Origin of the sequence: Geomonas edaphica (assembly GCF_004917075.1) — a bacterium.
Taxonomy (GTDB): domain Bacteria; phylum Desulfobacterota; class Desulfuromonadia; order Geobacterales; family Geobacteraceae; genus Geomonas; species Geomonas edaphica.
This window is the reverse complement of sequence record NZ_SSYB01000001.1, coordinates 651,842-674,269: the sequence shown is the minus strand read 5'-3', so window position 1 is coordinate 674,269 and position 22,428 is coordinate 651,842. Positions and strand designations below refer to the sequence as shown.

Sequence of the window (22,428 nt, the reverse complement as noted above, 5' to 3'; positions counted from 1 at the left end):
CTTCGACCGGCATAGGTGCTACAGAAACTATATGGAGAAAGATTTTACCGACTATCACTGCCATATTGTGCCTGCCGTTGACGACGGCGCAACCGATCTCGAAGAGTCCTTTGCCATGGCGAGGATCCTCAGTGAGTTCGGTTTCCGTACCGTAGTCTGCACGCCGCACATGATCCGCGGTTGCTTTGAGAATAATCCCGCCCGTGTTACCAGCGCGGTGAGTGTGCTGCAGGGGCATCTAAACGACGCTGGCATCCTTCTTCAACTCGTGCCGGGGTGCGAGCACTATCTCGACGAGTTTCTGCCCGAGTTGCTGCTCGAATCGGTCCATGCCAGGCCGGAGGACAGGAGGATGCTAGTGGAGGTCCCCTTTCGGGACGGCCCAGAACTGCTCTCCTCCATGGTGGAGAGATTCTTTCGGCTCGGTCTTGAACCCTTGATCGCGCACCCGGAGCGGTGCCGCGCCTTCGAACCGCAGGTACGCGAGCATGGCCTGCATGGAGCGCTTTTCTCCGTTATGGGATGGCAGAAGACCTCCGAACTGTCGGAAGACTCGACGATCATGGCTATGAAGCGCGCGGGCTGCGTGTTTCAGGGTAACCTCGGCAGCTTCGCCGGACGTTACGGGAACGAGGTCCGGGAGCGTGCCCTGCTGTTTCTGCGTCACGGTCTCTATTCCTGCATCGGCAGCGACGCTCATCGTCCCGAAGGTCTCGCCGAAATGCTGCAAAAAGGGAAGGAGGCCATAACGGCCGAGGTCGGCGAGGAGGCCGCTTTGACTCTTCTGAGGGGCACCCTCCTGCAGTCACGGTAAAAGCGCCGCATTTTTTACCTCAAGCACCTCCAGTGGGAAGCCGATAACGGTTGACGGAGTGAACCAATCCCTCTGTGAGGTAACGATGAACAAGTCCCAAGTATCAAGGTTCAGCATTCTGCAACTAATCGTCACCATGGCGGTAGTCTCAATCGCGGGACTGATCCTGGTATCCATTACGGCGCATTCCATCATAAACAGGGTAAAGGTGAACGGCCCGATTTACGCCCAGCTTGTCCAGGGAAAGGATCTCGTTGCCGACATACTCCCCCCTCCCGAGTACATCATCGAGTCCTATCTCGTCGTGCTGCAGGCTTCCCGTGAGACCGACCCCGCCAAGCTGCAAAAACTGCAGGAATCATTCAAGAAACTGAAGGGTGAATACGAAGAGCGCCATGCCTTCTGGGTCAAGGAACTTGCCGCAGGCGAGGATAAGACCTTGCTCGTTGAGTCCTCCTACCGGCCTGCGGAGCAGTTTTACCGCACCGCGACGGACGAGTTCTTTCCTGCCGTCACCTCGGGCGATGCGTCCAAGGCCGGCGAGGTTTTGGCCAGGCTCACCGGCCTGTACGAGGAGCACCGGGCAACCATCGACAAGCTCGTGCAAATCGCCGACAGCAAGGGAAGTGCCCTGGAAAAATCGACCGTCAGCGAGCTGTCGCGCTCGCTTGCCGTGCTCATCGTCATGTGCATCGCGGTCACCCTCGGCTGCGTGCTCTTGAGCCTCTTCATCATCAGGAGTATCCAAGGGTCTTTCTCCGCCTGCACCTCCGTGCTCGAGCGCATCGCGGGAGGCGATCTCTCCGTGCAGGTCGCCGTGGAGGGGAGGGGGAGCGTCCGGGTGATGATGGAGACCATGAAGACGATGGTCGAGCGTTTCGCCGAGGTGATGCACCAGATCAACGCCACCTCGATCACCCTAGTCACCTCTGCGGATCAGCTCTCAGTAGCCTCCGGGCAGATAGCGGGCAACGCCGGGGTCGTCGCCACCGAGACCGTCACCATCGCCACCGCCAGCGAAGAAATGGCGGCAACGTCCCAGGAGATATCGCGGACCTGCCAACACGCAGCAGACAATTCGCGCACCACGAGCGACATCGCTGAAACGGGCGTGTCGGTGGTAGGCAATACCATCACCGTGATGCAGCGCATCGCCGAGCGGGTAAAAGGACTTTCCACGACCGTCGAACAGCTCGGAGAACGCAGCGACCAGATCGGGCTCATCATCGGGACCATCGAGGACATTGCGGACCAGACCAACCTCCTTGCCCTGAACGCAGCCATAGAGGCGGCCCGTGCCGGCGAGCAGGGGCGGGGTTTCGCCGTCGTCGCCGACGAGGTGAGGGCCCTTGCCGAGCGGACCACCAGAGCGACGAGGGAAATCGCCGACATGATCAAGGCGATCCAGTCCGATACCAAAGAGGTCGTTTACGCCATGGAGGAAGGGGTGCACGAGGTAGAAAACGGCACCGCCGAGGCGACCAAGTCGAGTACGGCGCTAAAGGAGATCCTCGAGCAGGTGAACGCCGTGGCGGGAGAAGTGGTGCAGATCGCTCAGGCTGCCGAGGAGCAGACTGCGACCACCGGTATGATCAGCGGCAACATAAGGCAGATCACCGACCTGGTGCAGGGGACTGCCGATGGGGCGCACCAGTGCGCGGGGCAGGCATCCCAGCTCACCGGATGCGTAAAGGACCTCGAGCGCATCGTGAGCCGGTTCAGGCTCGTCGGTTGAGGCGACTGACATATTGTCAGCGGAAAAGGGGACGGCCTTGCATGCGGCCGCCCCCTTTTTCTTGGATTTTCTGAAGTAGCTTGGTGCTACGGTGCACCTCACAGAAGCGCTGCATGAGCCCCAAGGTCCCCCCCTTTGCGAAGGGGGGGCAGGGGGGATTTGCCTTGGTTGGTTCATGATCCCCGAAAGGGGGGCGCGAGTTCAGATACGCTGCACAGGGATCTATATCCCCCATTCGGGACGAACCTTTCGTGACATTGTCAGCGTCACATTGCGCATTCGATACCGTCGCGCGCTGCTTTAAATTTCAGCAAACGCCCACGGTGCAGGCCCGCCCGCTTTTGCCGCAGCACTGAGAATTCCACTGAAACAGGCGTTTTTAGCGTTTACCGCATCTGGAACGGAACCTGCTAGAAGATGGCCATCACAGCGAGGTGAGCCATGCCCCTTCTGAGCAGTGCCGATTGCGACGCCATCATCCTCTCCATCAAGGTAGCCCTCACGGCGACCCTGATCAGTCTCCCCCTGGGCTTTCTCTACGCCTACCTGATGACCTTCTTCCGGTTCCGGGCCAAGGTGCTCCTTGAGGTGCTGGTGAACCTCCCGCTCACCCTGCCTCCCGTTGTCATGGGGTACCTGCTGCTCCTCTCCCTTGGTAGAAACGGCTGGCTGGCGCCTCTTTTCAATCTTTTCGGCGTGCGCCTCATCTTTACGTGGAAGGCCGCCGTGCTGGCTTCGGCCATCGTCGGCTTTCCGCTTCTGGTAAGGTCCATCAGGATCGCCATGGAGGGGATCGACGGGAGGCTGGTGCAGGCCTCGCGCACCCTGGGTGCCGGGCCCATCGACACGCTACTCTCCGTGATTCTCCCCCTGTCCGTCTCCGGCGTCGTCTCTGGCGCTTCGCTCATGTTCGCCCGAAGCCTCGGCGAATTCGGCGCCACTATCATCGTGGCCGGGAACATGCCCGGCAGCACCCAGACAATTCCACTAGCCATCTACGACTACGCCTCCTCGCCCGGCGGAGAGCGGGCCGCCCTTTCTTTGTGTGCCGTCGCCGTCGGCATTTCCGTGTTCGTGCTCGCCGGACACGAGGCGCTCGTCAAACGCCTGGCAAGGAGGGCCTGATGGAGCTGACTCTGAAGGTGCGCAAGGGTTTTGGAGGCCCCTTCAGTCTCGACCTCGACTGCACTGCGTCCGGGAGCCAGGTCGGCATCTTCGGCGCCTCCGGAAGCGGCAAGTCCACCCTGGTCAAGCTGATAGCAGGACTCGAGAAGCCCGAAGAGGGAGAAATATGGCTGGATGGGGAGTGTCTGTTCAGCAGCAAAAGGGGGATCAACGTACCACCGCAGCGGCGCTGCATCTCGCTCGTCTTCCAGGATGCGTGCCTCTTCCCGCACTTAAGCGTCGAGGCGAACCTTATGTACGGGTACAAAAGGAGTGGGGTGGGGCGGCGCAGCGTCGATTTTGCCACGCTGGTATCGGTGCTCCAGCTCGGTGAACTCCTGGGGCGCGGCGTGAACCGTCTCTCGGGAGGGGAGCGTCAGCGCGTGGCGCTCGGGCGCGCCATCCTCGCCAATCCGCGCCTCCTGCTCATGGACGAGCCCCTCTCGGCGCTCGACGATGGCCTCAAGCTGCAGATCATCCATTACCTGAAACGTGCCGGTGAAAGATTCGGGATTCCTTACCTTTTCATCTCGCACTCGCTTCTCGAAATCCGTCTCATGACGGACCGGGTCATCTCGATGGCGGGCGGCCGCGTGCTGGCGCAGACGACGCCGGAAGAACTCGCGCGCGAGCGGATGGGGGGGAGCCAGGTGGGTTACATCAACGTGCTGCAGCTGGAGAAACTGCGCAAGATGGGCGGGCTGTACGTGTACCGGTGGGAGCTGGAGGAACTCTTCATCTCTGCCGGGGACGAGGAGCCGATGGCGGTCTTCGAGCTATCCTCGCGCGATATCATCCTCTTCACGCGCCACCCGGAGGCGGTGAGCGCCAGAAACCTTTTGAAATGCACTGTGGTGGACACCTTTCCGTCCGGGAACAAGGTGGGGGTGGAGCTGCGCTGCGGCCACGAGACTTTGATAGCGGAGGTGGTGGTCCAGGCCGCGGACGACCTGGCCATCCAGGCGCGCAACGAGATTTATGCCGTGATCAAGGCGGCCTCTTTCAGGCGCCTCAGTTGAGCGTCAAAGGATCCAGCCTCCGCCTACGACCCGGTCGCCGTCGTAGAGGACCGCGGCCTGTCCAGGGGTGACGCCGGACTGCGGGGCGTCGAACTCGATGCTCAGCCTGCCGTCCGCCTGCAGTTCGGCGCGGCAAGGGACCGGCTGCTGCCGGTAGCGGATGCTGCATGTGCCGTGGAATACCACGGAGATTGGTGTGGAGGTCCAGGTGAGCTGGTCGGCGAGAAGGGAGGCGCGCAAAAGCTCCTCTTTTGGACCGACAACAACACGCGCGTTCTCGGCATCGAGGGCGGTAACGTAGAGGGGCTCCTTCCAGGCGATGCCGAGCCCGCGCCGCTGCCCCACCGTGTAGCGGTGGATGCCGTCGTGGCCTGCCAGCCTCTTCCCCTCACGGTCGACGATGTCGCCGCCGGGGGGTGTGACGCCGCGCTCCTCGAGGAAGCGGACGTAGTCGTTGTCCGGGATGAAGCAGATCTCCTGGCTTTCCTGCTTGCTTGCCACCGGAAGGCCGAAGCGTGCCGCCAGTGCGCGCACCTCGGGTTTTTCCATCCTCCCCACCGGGAAGATGGTGCGCGAGAGCTGCTGCTGGTTCATGGCGAACAGGAAGTAGGTCTGGTCCTTGCGGGGATCGTCCCCCTTGCGCAGCTGGAACACGCCGTCCTCGTCCGGCTCGATCCGGGCGTAGTGCCCGGTGGCGAGGAGATCGGCGTTCAGGGCGTCGGCCGTCTCGAGGAGCAGGCCGAACTTTATCCTTTCGTTGCAGCGTGCGCAGGGGTTCGGGGTGCGCCCCGAGGCGTACTCGGCGACGAAGTCGTCTATCACAAGTTCCTTGAAGCGCCCGCGCATGTCGATGACCTGGAAGGGGATGCCGAGCTTCTTGGCGACCCGCGCCGCGTCCATGACGTCGGTGAGCGAGCAGCAGGTCTTGCCGCCGGAGGGGGTGTTCTCGGGACGGTCATAGAGCTGCAGCGACACGCCGATCACATCGTAACCCTGTTCCTTCAAAAGAGCGGCGGTCACCGAGGAATCGACGCCGCCGCTCATTGCCACTAATACCCTTTTTCTTTCTGACATCTCTTTCATTCCCGCTGAAGCGCTTGCCTCTTAATCCGCACCCTTTTCCAAGAGGAGGGTGTAGTAGCCGTCCTGTTCCTTGAGGCCCAGGAGCTTGTGCCCGTCGTCCTTGAGGCTTCGCGGCACGTTCTTGACCGGTTCCCCGTCGTCCAGGAGAAATTCCACGGTGGTCCCCGCCTCGATATCCTCGAGCTCGAGTTTTGCCATGACGAAGTTGGTCGGGCAGGTAACACCACGTAAATCGATAGTTTGCATGGAGGTTCCTCTATAAATGCTTCAGGCCTGGCCCGGAAGCGGTATCTGGTTGACGATGACCTGCGGAGCAGTGGTTTCGGCAACGACGAAGTCGGCGAAGTCGCGGCTCAGGTGGTTAAGCAGTGACTGCCACCCCTCGCGGATGATGATGTCGCCAAGACGCACCCGGCCGGCTCCTTCCGCTTTCTCCTGGTACCAGGCGAGCACGGCGGCGATGAAGTCTACGACACGCTCCTCCGGTACGAAGGTGGCGTAAAGCGTTCCAATCAGGGGACGGCGCCCCCACTTCCCGCCAATGCGGACCGTGTACCCTTTTTTCGCCGCGCTCCAGGCGCTGGTGGGGCAGACCTTGATGCAGTCGCCGCAGTAGATGCATTTTTTAGCGTCGAATACCGGCTTGCCGTCCGCCATGGCGAGGGCACCCTCGGTGCACGATTTCGCGCACAGCCCGCAACCGATGCAGGCGTCTGCGTCGAGGCTGGGCCAGACCGCACCCTGGAACCCGACGTCGTTGATGGCCGACTTGGGGCAGTCGAAGGGGCAGCCGGCGAAACATACCTTGAACTTGTGATGGCCGGTGGCGGTGCCGAAGAGCTTCTCGTCCACCTCGAGCGCCGACTTCTGTGTGTCCACCAGGCCGTTGGGGTTGTACTCGCAGCCGCCGCAGGCGGTCGGAACGCGCACTCGGGCGCCGCAGGAGGCGACCTTCTGCTGCTCTTCGCCCAGTTCCGCGACCACCGCGTCGAAATCGGCGAAGTTCACGTTGATGAGTTCGATGGACTGGCGCACCGACAGGTGCACGTAACCCTTGCCGTACTTTTGCGCAACTGCGGCGATCTTCGCCAGGCGGTCCACCGAAAGCCTCCCGCCCGGGACGCGCAGGCGCACCGTGAACAAATCCTTGCCGCGCTCCTTGATGAAGCCGCCTGCCTTCAGGTTCCTCAGATCTATCTTCTGTTCTGCCAAAACGCGCTCCTGTTCGATAGCAAAGGGTAGGGGGACTACCCTGCGATGGTAAGTTGCACCGGCTCCACGACCCCGGCGGTGATCCGGAACGCCTTCGCTACCGGCTCCTCAGGGTGCTCGAGGGAGACGATCAGGTGGCAGACGTTCGGTGTGAGGGCGAGCCGGATGTCCTCCTGGGAGGGGCGGGCCGGCGACTCGGGATGCGAGTGGTAGATGACCAGCATCTCCTCGCCCGCAGCGCGCATCGCCTTCACTGCGGCGAACTGCTCCTTCGGGTCCATGGTGAAGTGTTCGTTGCTCGCGTCGGTGTTGGTCATCGGGTAGCGCGTGGTGACGCGGTGTCCCATCCCGCCCATCATGCCGCACACCTCGAGGGGAAAGCCCTCTTTTGCCTGGGCGATGGTCGCCTCCAGTATCTCTCTGGGGATCTCCAGCATGCTAGTGCCCAAGATCGCAGACCGTCAGGGCGTCGAGCTCGTCCTTCACCTCGGTGATGGTGGGGTGCTCGCCGCAGATCGGGCATTTCGGGCTCTTGCGGATGGGAACCTCACGGAAACGCATGCGCAGGGCGTTGTAGGTGAGGAGCCTGCCGTGCAGAAGGTCCCCGATGCCCAGGAGGTACTTGATCGCCTCGGTCGCCTGCAGCGTGCCGATGATGCCGGGGAGGACGCCTATGACCCCCGCCCTGGAGCAGGTGGGGATGACATCCTTGGGGGGAGGCTCCGGGAAGACGCAGCGGTAGCAGGGAGATTCACCCGGGGCTACCGTGAAGGTCTGCCCGTCGAACTGCAGGATGCCGCCGTGCGAGTATGGTTTGCCGGCGAGCACGCAGGCGTCGTTGATGAGAAACTTCGCCGCGAAGTTGTCGGTGCCGTCGATGACGAAATCGTACCCCTCGATCATGGAGAGGATGTTGTCCGCGTTGACCCAGGTCTCGTAGGTGACCACGTTCAGGTCCGGGTTGATGGCGACCATCTTCTCCTTCGCTGAAAGGACCTTGGCCTTGCCGACGTCGGGGGTGCTGTGGATGATCTGGCGCTGCAGGTTGGAGAGGTCGACCTGGTCGGCGTCGGCGATGCCGATGGTCCCGACGCCGGCTGCGGCGAGATACAGGGCGATCGGGGAGCCTAAGCCCCCTGCGCCGATCACCAGCACGCGGCCGTTCATCAGCTTTTGTTGTCCCTTGCCGCCGACCTCTTTAAGAAGGATGTGACGCGAATAGCGGTTGATCTGCTCTTCGGTGAGCTTCACGGTCTACCTCCACCCATGAAATAAAGAAACTCTACGTTATCGCCGTCTTTCACCGTGGTTCCGTCGAACTGCACGCGGTCCATGATGTCGCCGTTTAGTTCCACGGTGACGTATTCGCGCTGTTCTACCTGCAGCGCTTCGAGCAGGTAGGTGATGGAGACGGGTTGTGCTTCGGTGATACTGGCCGGTTTGCCGTTGACCATAAGGTTCATTAGATGCGCTCCTCGTTTGATAGCATAGATATTAGGCAAAAAACAGCGTTAAACCTGTTCCAAAGCGGTAGCGAAGTCGTCCTGGATGTCCTCCGGCGCCTCGATTCCAACCGATACCCGCACCAGTTCCTCTGAGACACCCATGAGCGCCTTCACCTCAGGCGTGTAATCGGCGCAGATGGTGGAGGCCGGGTGAATGACGAGGGTTTTCGTGTCCCCGATGTTGGCAAGGTTCTTCGCGAGCGTGAGGCCGTTGATGAACCGAAAGGCGGCGGCCCGGTCGGCAAGGCCGAAGGTCAGCAGCCCGCCGAAGCGCCCATTGAACTGGCGTCTGGCGACGTTGTGAAACGGCGAGTCGGCAAGCCCCGGGTAGTTCACCCAGGCGACTTTCGGGTGCGCGTGCAGAAAGGAGGCGAGCTTCATGGCGTTCGAGCAGTGACGCTCCATCCTGAGCGACAGCGTCTCGAGCCCCTCGCCGGAGAGAAATGCGTTCATCGGTGCGGCGCAGGCCCCGAAGTCCTTGTGGATCAGCTTTCTCACCCGGGCCGTGAATGCGAAGTTTCTGTACTTCCGGTAAAAGGGCTCGAAATGCGGGAAGAGGGCGCTGTTCCAGTTGAAGCTGCCGGCATCGATGATCGCCCCTCCGATGGAGTTGGCCGTGCCGTTTATGTACTTGCTGGTCGAGTGGACGATGATGTCTGCGCCTAACTCACGCATACGCGCTAGGTAGGGCGTCGAGACGGTCGCATCCACCATGAGGGGGATGCCGTGCTTCTTCGCCACCGCCGAGAACGCCGCGATGTCGGGCACGTCCATCTTCGGGTTGCCTATGGTCTCCACGAAGATGAGCCTTGTCCGATCGTTGATGCCTGCCTCCAGCGCCCACAGGTCGACCGGATCGAAAAAGCTCGTGGTGATGCCGTAGTTGGCGAGGGTGTCGTGAAACAGGGAGTAGGTGCCGCCAAAGAGCGACGAGGAGGAAAGGATCTCGTCGCCGCTGCGCACCACGGCCATGACCGCGGTGGTGATGGCCGACATTCCCGAGGAGGTGATGACGGCGGCGATGCCGTCCTCCACCGCGGCGAGGCGCTTTTCCAGGCCATCCAGTGTCGGGTTGCCGATCCTCGTATATACCTGTCCGAACGCTCTTCCCCTGAAGACGTCCTCCAGTTCCTCAGCGGTGTTGTAAGCGAAGGCCGACGCCTGAACGATCGGCGTCTTGGTGGCGCCGGAAGCGTCCCTGCTTGACCCGCCATGGATCAGCTTCGTGTCGAACCTCAATTTGCCGTCAACTACTCCCACGGTCGCTCCTCCGATTCCAACTATAAGGCACCGATTAAACCAGCACTCGGCGCAAGGGTTGTGCGAGGGTAGTTTTAGTTACTCGTTTTGTCAAGAAATATATTTGGTAACCACTGCGTGGTGGTGTGGAAACCTTTGGGGGGAGAAATCCCTGGTCAATCAACTAAATCGTTGCGAGTAGTATTTTTTTGATGTGAGGTCACAAGGGGGCAAACCTATATTATTATGCCTTTGGTTTCGTGTTTGTTGAGCTGAAGAGTGGTAAACTGAACTGCTTTTTTGATAAAATACTTGACCTGGTGATTCGGGTAGTGTTAGTGCTATGTCCACTTGTTTGGTAGAGTAGATAGTGTCGGGCGCGCCGCAACCATCTCTCGTTCTTGTCATGTAATGCTCATTAACCCGCGAGCCGCTTTGCCCGGAATAGGTGCGGCGGCCGCCCAAAAAGGAGGGAGTAAATGTACCGTATTGTCATGCTGTTGCTGGTCGCAACACTCTTTCACGCATCCAACGTTTTTGCCGCTACCGAGCTGCTGAACGTCTCGTACGATCCGACCCGGGAGCTTTACCAGGATTTCAACAAGTCCTTCGCACGGCACTGGAAACAGAAGTCCGGCCAAGATGTCACCGTGAAGCAATCGCACGGTGGGTCCGGGAAGCAGGCGAGGGCGGTCATCGACGGCCTTGACGCCGACGTGGTCACGCTCGCCCTTGCCTACGACGTGGACGAGATCCACAACAAGGCGAAGCTCATCCCCAAGGACTGGCAGAAACGCCTGCCTAAAAACAGCTCCCCTTACAGTTCCACCATTGTCTTCCTGGTCCGTAAGGGTAACCCGAAGCAGATCAGGGACTGGAACGATCTGGTGCGCCCGGGGGTAAGCGTCATCACACCAAACCCGAAGACCTCCGGCGGTGCGCGGTGGAATTACCTCGCCGCGTGGGCCTACGCCCTGAAACAGAAGGGGGGCAACGAGGCTTCGGCTCGCGAGTTCGTCGGCAAACTCTTCCGCAACGTTCCCGTGCTTGATTCCGGGGCCCGTGGCGCTACCACCACCTTCGTGCAGCGCGGGCAGGGCGACGTCCTCATCGCCTGGGAGAACGAGGCATTTCTCGCCGTGAACGAACTGGGCAAAGACAGGTTCGAGATCGTGGTTCCTTCGCTCAGCATACTGGCGGAGCCGCCCGTCGCCCTGGTGGACAAGGTTGTCGACCGCAAAGGAACCCGCGTGGTTGCGCAGGAGTATCTGAAATACTTGTACTCGCAGGAAGGTCAGGAAATCGCGGCACAGAACTATTACCGCCCCTCGGACCGCAAGGTGGCCGCCAAATACGCGAAGCTCTTCCCTAAATTGAGACTAGTGACGGTAGATCAGACCTTCGGCGGGTGGACCAGGGCTCAGAAGACGCATTTTGCCGATGGCGGAACCTTCGACCAGATCTACCGGCCGGGCAGGTGATGTCATGGCAAGAAGTTTGAAGAAAAGTCACGCCGCCGGGTGGGGAAACCTGCCCGGCTTCGCCCCCACCATGGGGTACACGCTCCTCTGCTTGCTCGTGGTCGTTCTCGTCCCGCTGTCCACCCTGTTTTTCAAGGCAGCCACACTGACATTGGACGAGTTTGTCGGCGCCGTAGCCGCCCCGCGCGTGCTGGCCTCCTACCGCGTCACCTTCGGTGCCGCGCTCCTTGCGGCCGTGACCAACGCCTTTTTCGGCGTCATCGTGGCATGGACCCTGGTCCGCTATCGGTTTCCCGGAAGGAGGATCCTCGACGCGCTCGTCGATCTTCCCTTCGCGCTCCCGACCGCGGTTGCCGGCATCACCCTGGCCGGTATCTTCGCCTCCAACGGCTGGCTCGGAAAGGTGCTGGAACCGCTCGGTGTCAAGGTCGCCTTCACGCCGGTCGGGATCTGGTTGGCCATGGTGTTCATCGGTCTCCCCTTCGTGGTGCGGACCGTGCAGCCGGTGCTGCAGGAGTTCGATCGCGAAGCGGAGGAGGCGGCGGCGTGCCTTGGCGGGAACCGGTGGCAGATATGCACGAGGGTCGTATTCCCTCTGATGTTTCCCGCGGTCCTCACCGGCTTCACCCTGGCCTTCGCGCGTGCTGTAGGCGAGTACGGCTCCATCGTCTTCATCGCAGGGAACATGCCGATGGTGTCCGAGATCACGCCGCTGCTGATCATCACCAAGCTGGAGCAGTACGATTACGCAGGCGCAACGGCGGTAGCCGTGGTGATGCTGCTGGTCTCCTTTATGCTGCTTCTTGTACTGAACCTGCTGCAGAAATGGAGCAGGCGCTATGCGGAGCAATGATATGAACAGTTCCCATTATCCCGGCGTCTTTCGTGTCCAAAAGGCGGGGGCTCTTGCCGAACCCCTCCCTGTCCGCCTGCTCCTGGTCGCTGGCACTGTGCTCTTTCTCACTCTGTTTCTGCTGTTGCCTCTCGGAGCCCTTTTTTCCGAAGCGCTTTCGAAGGGGTGGCAGGAATACCGTGCGGCGCTCCTCGAGCCGGATGCGCTGTCCGCGATGAGGCTCACCCTTGTCACGGCGGTTATCTGCGTTCCGTTCAACTTGTTTTTCGGCATCGTCGCCTCCTGGTGCACCGCAAAGTTCACCTTTCCGGGCAAAAGCCTGCTCGTGACATTGATCGATCTGCCGTTCTCTGTCTCTCCTGTGGTGTCGGGACTCGTCTATGTCCTTGTCTTCGGACAGCAGGGGTGGCTGGGACCTTGGCTCCAGGCGCACGACATCAAGATCATCTTCGCCGTGCCCGGCATCGTGCTCGCGACCGTGTTCGTCACCTTCCCGTCTGTTGCGCGTGAGCTTATCCCGCTCATGGAGGCGCAGGGGCGCGAAGAAGAGGAGGCCGCTCTCACCCTCGGGGCCGGTGGGCTGCAAACCTTCTTCCGTGTCACCCTGCCCAACGTCAAGTGGGGGCTTCTGTACGGGGTTATCCTCTGCAACGCACGGGCGATGGGGGAGTTCGGCGCGGTCTCCGTCGTCTCAGGGCACGTGCGCGGCGCGACCAACACCGTTCCGCTGCAGGTGGAGATCCTTTACAACGAGTACAATTTTGTCGCCGCATTTGCGGTCGCCTCGGTGCTTGCGCTGCTCGCGCTGGTTTCCCTCGCGCTCAAGACGTTTACCGAGTGGAAGATGCGCCAGCTTCAGAAAGCCGGGGCATGAAAGGAGAAAAGATGAGCATCGAAATTGAAAATGTTAGCAAACGTTTCGGCGCCTTCGCCGCCTTGGAGGACGTCAGCCTCTCGGTACCCTCCGGGGAGCTGGTGGCCCTCCTCGGTCCCTCCGGCTCGGGGAAGACGACCCTGCTGCGCATCATCGCCGGGCTTGAGAGCGTCGACGAGGGGAAAGTCCTTCTGAACGGGGAAGACGCGAGCCTGCACGACCCCCGGCACAGGAAGGTTGGCTTCGTCTTCCAGCACTATGCCCTCTTCAGGCACATGACCGTATTCGACAACGTAGCCTTCGGTCTTTCCGTGAAACCGAAAAGGACCCGGCCGGGCAAGGAGGTGATCCGGAGCAAGGTCTTCGACCTGCTGAAGCTCATCCAGATGGAGCATCTCTGGGACCGCTACCCGTCGCAGCTCTCCGGGGGACAGCGGCAGCGGGTCGCCCTGGCGCGTGCGCTGGCCGTGGAACCCCAGGTGCTGCTGCTCGATGAACCGTTCGGCGCCCTGGACGCGAAGGTACGCCAGGAACTGCGCCGCTGGCTGCGACAACTGCACGACGAGATCCATGTCACGAGCGTCTTCGTGACCCACGACCAGGAGGAGGCGCTCGAAGTGGCCGACCGTATCGTGGTGATGAACCGGGGCAAGGTCGAGCAGGAAGGGACGCCGAGCGAGGTCTACGACCATCCGGCGAACCCCTTCGTCTTCGATTTTCTCGGCAAGGTCAACCTGTTTCACGGCCGGATCGACAACGGCGTGGCTCAACTCGGAGGGGTGCGGCTTCCCGCCTCCGGTTCCTCCTCCGGCACAGACGGCTCCGCGGTCGGCTACGTGCGCTCCCACGATATCGACATCTCACGTCACGGCAGCGGGAGTGATGCGATCGCGGCCCAGGTGCGTGGCGTACTGCGGGTGGGGCCCCTTGTGCGGGTCGATCTGCTGCACGCCGGAGGCGAACAGCTCGAGGTCGATCTCTCCCGTGATGCGGCGGATCGGCTGGCCTTGCAGGTGGGGGAGCAGGTCTTCGTACGCCCGCGTAACGTTCGTTTTTTTGTCAATGATTACCAGATTTAACGGCACCCTTGATCAAAGTACACTCTGTCTATCAAGAACATAAATAAAATAGTTGACAACGTTGCAGGTTAAATATAAAAATACAGACGCCTGTAAGAATTCATGCGTCCGGCACCATGCGCCGGGATCCAAACAAAAAGGAGAGCAACCGCCATGTCACGTATCTATCTGGATAACTCCCAATCCATCGGTAACACGCCGCTCGTGCGTCTGAACCATGTGACCAAGGGGGCCAAGGCAACCGTTCTGGCCAAGGTCGAGGGGCGCAATCCCGCCTACTCGGTCAAGTGCCGCATCGGCGCCAACATGATCTGGGATGCCGAGGAGCGTGGCGTGCTCAAGCCGGGCGTCGAGATCGTGGAGCCGACCAGCGGAAACACCGGCATCGCGCTGGCATACGTTGCTGCGGCCCGCGGCTACAAGCTGACCCTCACTATGCCCGAGACCATGAGCATCGAGCGTCGCAGGGTACTGGCAGCACTCGGGGTGAACCTCATCCTTACACCCGGTTCCGCCGGGATGAAGGGGGCCATCGCCAAGGCAGAGGAGATCGTGGCCTCCGATCCGGCCCGTTATTTCCTGCCGCAGCAGTTCAAGAACCCGGCTAACCCCGCCATTCACGAGAAAACGACGGGGCCTGAGATCTGGGCCGATACCGACGGAGCTGTCGACGTCATCGTCTCCGGCGTTGGGACCGGCGGCACCATCTCCGGTATTGCCCGCTACCTGAAGCACACCAAGGGTAAGAACGTCGTCGCCGTGGCCGTCGAGCCCAAAGAAAGCGCGGTTATCACGCAAAAACTCGCCGGCCAGGAACTGCGCCCTGGCCCGCACAAGATCCAGGGAATCGGTGCCGGCTTCATCCCCGACACACTCGATCTCTCACTGATCGACCGCGTCGAGCAGGTCGAGAGCAACGAGGCGATCGAATTCGCCAAGCGGCTCACCAAGGAGGAAGGCCTCCTGGTCGGGATTTCCAGTGGAGCCGCCGCAGCAGCCGCCGTCCGCCTCGCCAACCTGGACGAGTTCGCCGGGAAGACCATCGTGGTGATCCTTCCCGACCTCGCCGAGCGTTACCTCTCCACCGCGCTCTTCGACGAGGCGTAGCTAAACCTTTCAATCCTTTAAGAGCCCCGGACCTCCCGGGGCTTTTTTATTTGTGCTACAACTGTTTCATTGACAAGATACGCCATTTCATTACGTCCTACTGCGGGCTGATTTCTCGCACCACAATGCGAAGCCGGATGGTACCGGTATACGGAATTGTTGACAGCGGGAGGCCTCACCCCTTACACTTGCGACGTTTTCCGTAGCGCCAAGCAGACAGGGACCGAGATGACCAGCGACACAGAACGCCTACCTCAAGGCAATGGAACAATCTTTACCAAGTCCTTCTTCGTTCTCCTCGCCCTGTCCCTGGTTGGTCTTTTCTTCATCGCGGTCCGCTTCGTTAAGGGGATCGGCGCGGTTTCCAACTTAAGCGACGGCTACCCCTGGGGCATTTGGGTGGCCTACGACGTCGCCATCGGCACCGCGGTCACCTGTGGCGGTTTCGCCGTCGCTCTCCTGAGCTACATCATCAACCGTGGCCACTACCATTCGCTGGTCAAGTCCGCCATCCTCACGAGCCTCTTCGGTTCCTTCCTTGCTGCATCATCCATCGTGGTTGAGATCGGCCGACCCTGGAACGCGCACGGTTTCTCGTCCGTTACGAGCTGGCAGCCCAACTCCGCCTTCTTCGAGCTGACCCTTTGTACCCTCGGCTACCTGATCGCGCTTTCCCTCGAATACCTGCCGAACCTTTTGCGCCTTATGGGACGGGGCACGCCTACGGCGCTGCGCACCACGATCCTTGATGCACTCATACGCAGGGGGCTCGCGGCAAGAAGCGAGGAGGGGAGTGCTGTTCCCGATCGCAGGCTCTCCGACGGGATCAACAAGGTCCTCATCTTCATCGCTCTCGCGGGGATCGTGCTCCCGACCGTGCACCAGTCTGCGCTCGGCTCGCTGATGCTGATCGCCTCGACGAAACTGCATCCGCTTTGGCACAGCCCGTTCCTGCCGCTGTTGTTTCTCATCAACTGCATATACTTCGGTTACGCCATCGTCATCTTCGTCTCCATCCTTTCCTCTTTCGTCCTGGAGCGCGGGTTCCACAACGCGGAGCTTGCCGCCGTCGGGCGGATCATCCCGTGGCTCACCACCGCATGGCTCACGATAAGGATCGGCGACATCATGCGGCGTGATCAGGTCGCGGCCGTTTTTCATGGCGATTTCTACTCCATATTCTTCCTCGCCGAGTGTTTTCTCATGGCCATAGGGGCGATACCTCTTTTCACTGTGGCGAGAAGGCACTCGCCGCGCCGCCTTTTTCTTGCCGCCGTAGTTATGCTTGCCGGCGGCGGGCTGTACCGCTTTAACGTTTACCTGATTGGATTCAACCCTGGCAACGGCTGGCATTATTTCCCTTCCTTTGCTGAAGTGATGATTGCAGTTGGCATCGTATCGATCGAGATACTCGCCTACCAACTGCTCATCAAGCTTTTGCCGCCGCTTCCGGTACAGCAATTCCGTTCATGAGCATTGCGTTGAGATTTTTGTTTTGCTAACATGGCGCCAGCTACAGATGGGTCATGGTGCAATAAGTAAGGGGGAGCTTTTTTGAGAAAGGCGGGCGGTTTTTTCGTATTCTTGTCGTGCTGTATGCTTCTTCTTGCCGCTCCGGCTCTCGCGGTAGACCCGCACCATCACGGAAACATCATCGAGGGGCTCGTGGTAGGGGTGAGCGAGGGGGACCGCATCACCGTCAATTCCTTTGGGACTGAAATACCGGTCCGCCTCTACGGCATCGCCGCCCCCCAGACCGCGAAGATCGACAAGTTCACCGGATGGTACAAACCGGGGCAGCCTTATGCCGAAGACGCTTTCCGGGCCCTCTCCATCAAGGTCCTGCACCAGATGGTCAAGATCGAGGTGAAACAAACCCTGCTTTTCAAAACGCAGCCGAACCAGATTGCCGTCGCGGTCGTCTATCTTGACGGGCGCAACATAAACCTCGAGATGCTCCACGAGGGGTGGGCCTGGGCCTACCGCAGACTGCTAAGCCGCGCGGACCACCCGCAGTTCTTCTCCGAGGAACGGATGGCCCGCTCCCGCCGCAACGGCCTGTGGATCCAGGAAAACCCCCAGGCTCCGTGGGAGTTCAAGCCGCAGGTGAAGATCAAGGCCAAACAGAACTGATGCACCCCGGGCGCACCGCGCCTCCTCTTATAACTCCGCTTCCACCCCGGTACGCCTTCTTCCTGTTTACAGCTAAATAGAATATCAACGCCCCGACGCCGCCCCGGAGCGCGTCCCGCTTCGGTATTGCACGATAAGTACTTAAAACGACGGTTACTTTTCCCCCTCCGGTCTATCGATCCCCCCACGCCGGCTTCCCTTGGTGTTCCATTATGTGACTTTTTTATGTTACAAAAAGTGACAACTGTTAGATATAGTGACACCGTGTAGGCGTCGCGTGCGCCGAGATCAGGACCCCTTTTTGTCGATTCTGCAAAAGTTAAAAAGCCGTCTCACAGTTTTGTATTCAAAGCATTAGCCGCTATCGCTCATTAGAATTCGGCGCCGCGCGGGGGCGTGATCGCCGTATTGGTATCGATCTTGCCTGTGTATACAAAACGCGCCTGCCATGGGTTTGGCCGGTTGGCCGGAAAAGCGGCGCAGATCCTTGAGGAGTGGAACGATGGATATCAGCAAGTTCGTGGCACCGGAGATCATCTTCGGCAGGGGCTCATTGAGCCAAATCGGTGAGAGCGTAGTGCGTCTGGGCGTCTCCAAGGTGTTCCTGGTGAGCGACAACGACGTCATCTCCGCCGGGTGGGTGGACATGGCGGTCAGATACCTGCGTGCGGCGGGGCTTGAGACCGTTATCTTCGCCAGTCTCACCAGTAACCCGAAGGACTGCGAGGTCACCGAAGGTGCCGCACGTTACCTCACCTCAGGCTGCGACGGCATCGTCTCTGTTGGTGGCGGCAGCCCCACCGACGTCGCCAAGGCGATCGCCACCATCGCCTCCAACGGTGGGCGGCTGCAGGACTACGAGGGGATCAACAAGATCTCCACGCCGCTGCCCCCGATGGTCATCGTCCCGTCCACGGCCGGCGCCGGTTCCGAAGTGAGCCAGTTCACTATCATCGTGGACACGGACCGCAAGCTAAAGATGTCCATCATCTCGCGCTCCCTCATCCCCGACATCGCCATCGTGGATCCCGAGCTCCTAAAGACCAAGGACGCGAAGCTCGCCGCCGCTACAGGGGTCGACGCGCTCACCCACGGCATCGAGTCCTACGTCTCGCTCGCCGCCACGCCGCTCACCGATATCCACGCGCTGAAGGCGATCCAGCTCATCTCCAAAAACCTAAGGCGCGCCGTCGCTGAGAGAAGCGACATGGAGGCGAACACCAACATGGCCATGGCGAGCCTCACCGCCGGTCTTGCCTTCTCGAACGCCATCCTCGGCGCGGCCCACGCCATGACGCACCAGGTGGACGGCCTTTTAGACCAGCACCACGGCGAGACGAACGCCTCGATCCTGCCCCATGTCATGCGTTTCAACCTGCAGGCCTGCCCGGATCGTTTCCGTGATATCGCCGTCGCCATGGGCGAGGATGTAACCGGACTCGACGTCATGGCCGCCGCGGAGCGCTCCATCGAGGCGGTCAAGCGCCTCATCGAGGACATCGGTCTCGCCAAGGGGCTCTCGGAGCTCGGTCTCAAGGAGGAGTTCATCCCGCTTTTGAGCGAGAACGCGACCAAGGACGCCTGTCTCGTCACCAACCCGCGCATCGCCACCCGCGAGCAGATCATGGAGATCTACCGCAACGCCATGTAGGCACTAAAGGCCCGTCCTCAAAGGAAGCAACGTGAAAAACAGGGGCAAGCTGCTCGAACAACTGACAGGTGTCGATTCCTCGAAGCTCAACTACTACGTCGAGCTGAAAAAGAGAAACCAGGACGTGCTGAAACAAAACAGCCGTCTGGAGATCCTGCAGCAACTAACCCGCGACATAAACATCGACATGTCGATCGGGGACATCATCGAGAGGGCCTTCAAAAAGCTCCCCGAAGCGCTTCCTTGCGACTTCCTCGCCCTGGCCAAGCTGCAGGACGGAAAACTGAAGCTCATTGCCGTCTCCCCGAGGGACTTCACCGATCTCGGCTACATCCCGAAGCAGTCCGTCATCTGGAACGCCTTCCGCGACAAGGGTGCCACCAGCTATAACCCGATGCAGGACCCGCTTTGTCTGGCGCGGATGACCAAGAAGCACACGGAACCCTTGCGCTCCCTCGCCGCGGCACCCCTTTTCGAGCGCTCCTCGGTCACTGGCCTGCTCCTCCTCGGGAGCACCATCGATGCCGCCTACGCCCGCGCCGAGCTGAACTTCGTGCAGCACCTGGCCGACCAGCTCGCCATCAGCATGCAAAATGCCCGGCTCTACAAGCAGGTCTCCCGCGCCAAAAAGGAATGGGAGGCGACGTTTCGTGCGGTGACCGATCCCATTTTTCTGATCGACACCGATTACAACGTGCTTTTGCATAACGGGCAGCTCCCCCCCGGCATGAGCACGCACTGGAACAGGGCCATCACCAACAAATGCTTCGCCAAGCTGAAAGGGACGGCAGAGCCGTGTCAGAACTGCCCGCTCCAGGAGATCAAGGAGACCGGCAAACCGGTTTTCCAACAGTGGAACACCCCGGAAGGGGAGTCCCTGGAACTCTCCTACTACCCGGTTTTCAACGAGGAGAAGCAGCTCGCCGCGGTCACCATCATCATGAAGGACGTGACCAAGAAGCTGAAGATGGAGGCCCAACTGGTACAGTCCGCCAAGATGGTTGCGCTTGGCGTCATGGCGGCCGGGGTCGCGCACGAACTGAACAGCCCGATGACCGTGATCATCGGTACGGCGCAGATGCTTGCCCGCGACATGCAGGAAGACGAGGACACCGAGCGCGCCGAGGCACTCTCCGACATCATAAATTGCGGGCTGCGTTGCAAGCGGATCATCCAGAACCTCCTGACCTTCTCTCGGCAGGACCAGGCCCCCTTTACGCCTGTCAACCTGAACGCCGAGGCGGAACGTGTCCTCGACATGATCCAGTACCAGATCAACCGTAGCCAGATCGCGATCTTCGAGCACTTCGACCGCGAACTCCCGAAGATAAAGGCAAACGGTCCCCAGATACAGCAGGTGCTCACGAACTTCCTGATCAACGCGCGCGACGCCCTCAACGGCATCGAAGGGAAAGAGAAGGTTGTCGAAGTGGCAACCTCGCTGCGCATCGAGGGGGGGCGCCGCTGGGCGGTCCTAAGCGTGACCGATAACGGCGTGGGGATAGCGCCGGAAAACGTTTCGAAGATCTTCACCCCGTTTTACACGAGTAAGGAAGCGACCAAGGGGACCGGCCTTGGTCTCTCGGTCAGCCTAGGCATCGCGGAGTCCCACCACGGCAGGATCGAGGTGGAGAGTACGCTTGGTCAGGGGAGCTGTTTCAGTCTAGTGCTGCCGGTAGACGAGGCATGATTATTCAATATGAACTGTGGAGCAGGCCGTGAGTGATTCTCTAACGCAGGTTTTGATAATAGACGACGAGAGGGATGTCTGTACCTTCTTCAAGCGCCTCCTGGCGCGCAAAGGGTACGATGTGGTGACTGCGGCGAACGAGCCGGAGGCGATGGCCGCACTGGAGACTGGGCGCTTCAACGTAGCCCTCGTCGATCTCAAGCTCCCCGACACCGACGGCATCACGCTTTTGGAGATCATCAAGTCGCGTCAGCCTGACTGTGAAGTGATCATCATGACCGGCTACTCGACGGTGAAAACCGCGGTCACCGCCATGCAGCTTGGCGCCTATGAATACCTCGAGAAGCCCTTCGACGACATCGACATGATCGAGCAACTGGTCGCCAGGGCCGCCGGGGCCGGCGCCGTGCACAGAAGGGGAGAAGCTTCCCCCGACGAATGGGCCGAGGTCGCGCAAGGGGTAGGCTTCAGGGTCGGCAGCGCGCCCTCGATGAAGCGGATGGTTTCCCTCGCGTACAAGGTGGCCGGCAAGGACATCTCCGTTTTGATCCAGGGCAAAACCGGTACCGGCAAGGAGGTGCTTGCCCGCTTCATCCATGCCGCCTCCGCGCGCGCCGGACAGCCCTTCATCCCGGTCAACTGTGGCGCGCTTCCCGAGAACCTGCTGGAAAGTGAACTCTTCGGGCACGAGAAAGGGGCCTTCACCGGCGCGAACCAGACCCGGCGCGGCATCTTCGAGCTCGCCAACAACGGTACCCTCCTTCTGGATGAGATCGGGGACGCGACGCCGCAGATCCAGGTGAAGCTCTTACGCGTGCTGGAGACCGGCGAATTCATGAGGGTAGGGGGGGAGCGCCCGATAAAGACCGACGTGCGCGTCATAGCGGCGACCAACGTCGACCTCGAGCAGGCGATCCGCGAGAAGACCTTCCGCGAGGACCTCTTTTACCGCCTGAACGTCGTGCGCCTCGAGATCCCGTCCCTTAGCGCGCGCAGCGAAGACATCCCGCTTTTGGCCGAACACTTCGTGCAGCAGTTGAACCGGGAACTGCGCCTTGCCCCCGGCACCGTACGTCTATTGCAGGGATACACCTGGCCCGGAAACATAAGGGAGCTTGCCAATGTGATGCGGCGAGCCGTCGTCATCTGTAACGGCGACACTATCCTGCCTGAACACCTCGGGGGGACTTTTCTCGCCGGTCCGTCCGCCGCGCGACGTACCGAACCCGCTGTCGTCGCAGCCGCAGCGCAGACCTCAGCGGCACCCGAGGCGGAACTGGTCGAGCAGTGCGGGAGCTTTGAAGCGCTCGAGAGGATGGGAGCCGAGGAGCTGAACCGGATGCTCAGCTCGCTGCGCCAGGCCCAGTCCAATCTGCTGGCCGTCATGCGCAGGAAGAAGATCGTCCCCCCCATGCACGCCCTGAAGGATTCCGAAGCCGAGACCATCAAGGAGGCGCTTTCCCAGTATGACGGCAACATCACCGAAGCCGCCAAGGCACTCGGTATTGCCCGCAATACCCTCTACAGGAAGATGAAAGAACTGGAGTTGCCGGGGCGCTAGTCGAAGCAGCCGATAGATGCGGCACCCCGGGAAACCTTCCCCCTCCCAGCCCCTCCCCCTCCGGGGAGGGATGCCACACCCTCCACGCTTTAGTCCACCGCTTCGGTCCACCGCTTCGGTCCACCGCTTCGGTCCACCGCTCCTCCCCCTGGAGGGGGGAGGTCGGGAGGGGGGAGCCCCGGTTGCAAAAACGCGCCGTTTTCTGTAAAGATGGTGCGCACCGGCGCC

21 protein-coding genes are annotated in these 22,428 nt (G+C 60.8%); 14 read left to right on the top strand and 7 right to left on the bottom strand.

Annotated elements, in window-relative coordinates:
- Positions 1-31 precede the first annotated feature (31 nt).
- The 4 genes from E8K79_RS02870 (at position 32) to modC (ending at position 4,732) form a co-directional block, all read left to right on the top strand.
- Positions 32-814 carry a tyrosine-protein phosphatase gene (locus E8K79_RS02870; RefSeq protein ID WP_136513396.1) on the top strand — a complete coding sequence of 261 codons (783 nt, stop codon included), beginning with the start codon at positions 32-34 and terminating at the stop codon, positions 812-814.
- Positions 815-899: 85 nt separating this feature from the next.
- Complete coding sequence (locus tag E8K79_RS02865; RefSeq protein WP_246043680.1) at positions 900-2,549, top strand: methyl-accepting chemotaxis protein; 1,650 nt, start codon at positions 900-902, stop codon at positions 2,547-2,549.
- Between the two features lie 441 nt (positions 2,550-2,990).
- Positions 2,991-3,674 carry a molybdate ABC transporter permease subunit gene (modB, locus tag E8K79_RS02860; protein WP_136513395.1) on the top strand — a complete coding sequence of 228 codons (684 nt, stop codon included), beginning with the start codon at positions 2,991-2,993 and terminating at the stop codon, positions 3,672-3,674.
- Entirely contained in the window at positions 3,674-4,732 is a 1,059-nt protein-coding gene (modC, locus tag E8K79_RS02855; RefSeq protein WP_136513394.1) for a molybdenum ABC transporter ATP-binding protein, read from the top strand. The genes modB and modC overlap by 1 nt, the downstream gene beginning before the upstream one ends.
- 3 nt (positions 4,733-4,735) lie before the next feature.
- Here the strand turns inward: modC and mnmA are convergent, their stop codons facing one another.
- The 7 genes from mnmA to E8K79_RS02820 are packed head-to-tail and all read right to left on the bottom strand — an operon-like array spanning position 4,736 to position 9,792.
- On the bottom strand, positions 4,736-5,806 hold the full coding sequence (gene mnmA, locus E8K79_RS02850) for a tRNA 2-thiouridine(34) synthase MnmA (RefSeq protein ID WP_136513393.1): 1,071 nt from the start codon (positions 5,804-5,806) through the stop codon (positions 4,736-4,738).
- A gap of 30 nt (positions 5,807-5,836) precedes the next feature.
- Positions 5,837-6,061 carry a sulfurtransferase TusA family protein gene (locus E8K79_RS02845; protein WP_136513392.1) on the bottom strand — a complete coding sequence of 75 codons (225 nt, stop codon included), beginning with the start codon at positions 6,059-6,061 and terminating at the stop codon, positions 5,837-5,839.
- A gap of 21 nt (positions 6,062-6,082) precedes the next feature.
- Positions 6,083-7,027 carry a 4Fe-4S dicluster domain-containing protein gene (locus E8K79_RS02840; RefSeq protein ID WP_136513391.1) on the bottom strand — a complete coding sequence of 315 codons (945 nt, stop codon included), beginning with the start codon at positions 7,025-7,027 and terminating at the stop codon, positions 6,083-6,085.
- A 35-nt stretch (positions 7,028-7,062) separates the two neighbouring features.
- Entirely contained in the window at positions 7,063-7,464 is a 402-nt protein-coding gene (locus tag E8K79_RS02835) for a M67 family metallopeptidase (protein ID WP_136513390.1), read from the bottom strand.
- A gap of 1 nt (position 7,465) precedes the next feature.
- Complete coding sequence (locus E8K79_RS02830) at positions 7,466-8,278, bottom strand: HesA/MoeB/ThiF family protein (protein WP_135870041.1); 813 nt, start codon at positions 8,276-8,278, stop codon at positions 7,466-7,468.
- Positions 8,275-8,490 (bottom strand): sulfur carrier protein ThiS, encoded by a 216-nt coding sequence (gene thiS / locus E8K79_RS02825; protein ID WP_136513389.1) that lies wholly within the window; start codon positions 8,488-8,490, stop codon positions 8,275-8,277. The genes E8K79_RS02830 and thiS overlap by 4 nt, the downstream gene beginning before the upstream one ends.
- A gap of 48 nt (positions 8,491-8,538) precedes the next feature.
- Complete coding sequence (locus tag E8K79_RS02820) at positions 8,539-9,792, bottom strand: O-acetylhomoserine aminocarboxypropyltransferase/cysteine synthase family protein (RefSeq protein ID WP_136513388.1); 1,254 nt, start codon at positions 9,790-9,792, stop codon at positions 8,539-8,541.
- Positions 9,793-10,250: 458 nt separating this feature from the next.
- Between E8K79_RS02820 and E8K79_RS02815 the strand changes: the two genes are divergently transcribed.
- The 10 genes from E8K79_RS02815 to E8K79_RS02770 all read left to right on the top strand — a co-directional run bounded on the left by E8K79_RS02815 (position 10,251) and on the right by E8K79_RS02770 (position 22,200).
- Positions 10,251-11,252, top strand: a complete 1,002-nt coding sequence (locus E8K79_RS02815) for a sulfate ABC transporter substrate-binding protein (RefSeq protein ID WP_136513387.1) — start codon at positions 10,251-10,253, stop codon at positions 11,250-11,252.
- A gap of 4 nt (positions 11,253-11,256) precedes the next feature.
- Complete coding sequence (gene cysT / locus E8K79_RS02810) at positions 11,257-12,105, top strand: sulfate ABC transporter permease subunit CysT (RefSeq protein ID WP_136513386.1); 849 nt, start codon at positions 11,257-11,259, stop codon at positions 12,103-12,105.
- Between the two features lies 1 nt (position 12,106).
- Entirely contained in the window at positions 12,107-12,979 is an 873-nt protein-coding gene (cysW, locus tag E8K79_RS02805; protein WP_136513385.1) for a sulfate ABC transporter permease subunit CysW, read from the top strand.
- An 11-nt stretch (positions 12,980-12,990) separates the two neighbouring features.
- Positions 12,991-14,058 carry a sulfate/molybdate ABC transporter ATP-binding protein gene (locus E8K79_RS02800; RefSeq protein WP_136513384.1) on the top strand — a complete coding sequence of 356 codons (1,068 nt, stop codon included), beginning with the start codon at positions 12,991-12,993 and terminating at the stop codon, positions 14,056-14,058.
- 153 nt (positions 14,059-14,211) lie between these two features.
- A complete protein-coding gene (gene cysK / locus E8K79_RS02795; RefSeq protein WP_135870034.1) occupies positions 14,212-15,165 on the top strand; it encodes a cysteine synthase A in 954 nt (317 codons plus the stop codon).
- Positions 15,166-15,393: 228 nt separating this feature from the next.
- The gene (gene hybB / locus E8K79_RS02790) at positions 15,394-16,638 is read left to right on the top strand and encodes a Ni/Fe-hydrogenase cytochrome b subunit (RefSeq protein WP_136513383.1); all 1,245 of its coding nucleotides are present in this window, start codon (positions 15,394-15,396) and stop codon (positions 16,636-16,638) included.
- Positions 16,639-16,761: 123 nt separating this feature from the next.
- Positions 16,762-17,298, top strand: coding sequence for a thermonuclease family protein (locus E8K79_RS02785; RefSeq protein WP_136513959.1), 537 nt, complete (start codon positions 16,762-16,764; stop codon positions 17,296-17,298).
- 502 nt (positions 17,299-17,800) lie between these two features.
- Positions 17,801-18,949 (top strand): iron-containing alcohol dehydrogenase, encoded by a 1,149-nt coding sequence (locus tag E8K79_RS02780; protein WP_136513382.1) that lies wholly within the window; start codon positions 17,801-17,803, stop codon positions 18,947-18,949.
- 31 nt (positions 18,950-18,980) lie between these two features.
- Positions 18,981-20,639, top strand: coding sequence for an ATP-binding protein (locus E8K79_RS02775; RefSeq protein ID WP_136513381.1), 1,659 nt, complete (start codon positions 18,981-18,983; stop codon positions 20,637-20,639).
- Positions 20,640-20,667: 28 nt separating this feature from the next.
- Entirely contained in the window at positions 20,668-22,200 is a 1,533-nt protein-coding gene (locus E8K79_RS02770) for a sigma-54-dependent transcriptional regulator (RefSeq protein WP_136513380.1), read from the top strand.
- The last annotated feature ends 228 nt before the right edge of the window (positions 22,201-22,428 follow it).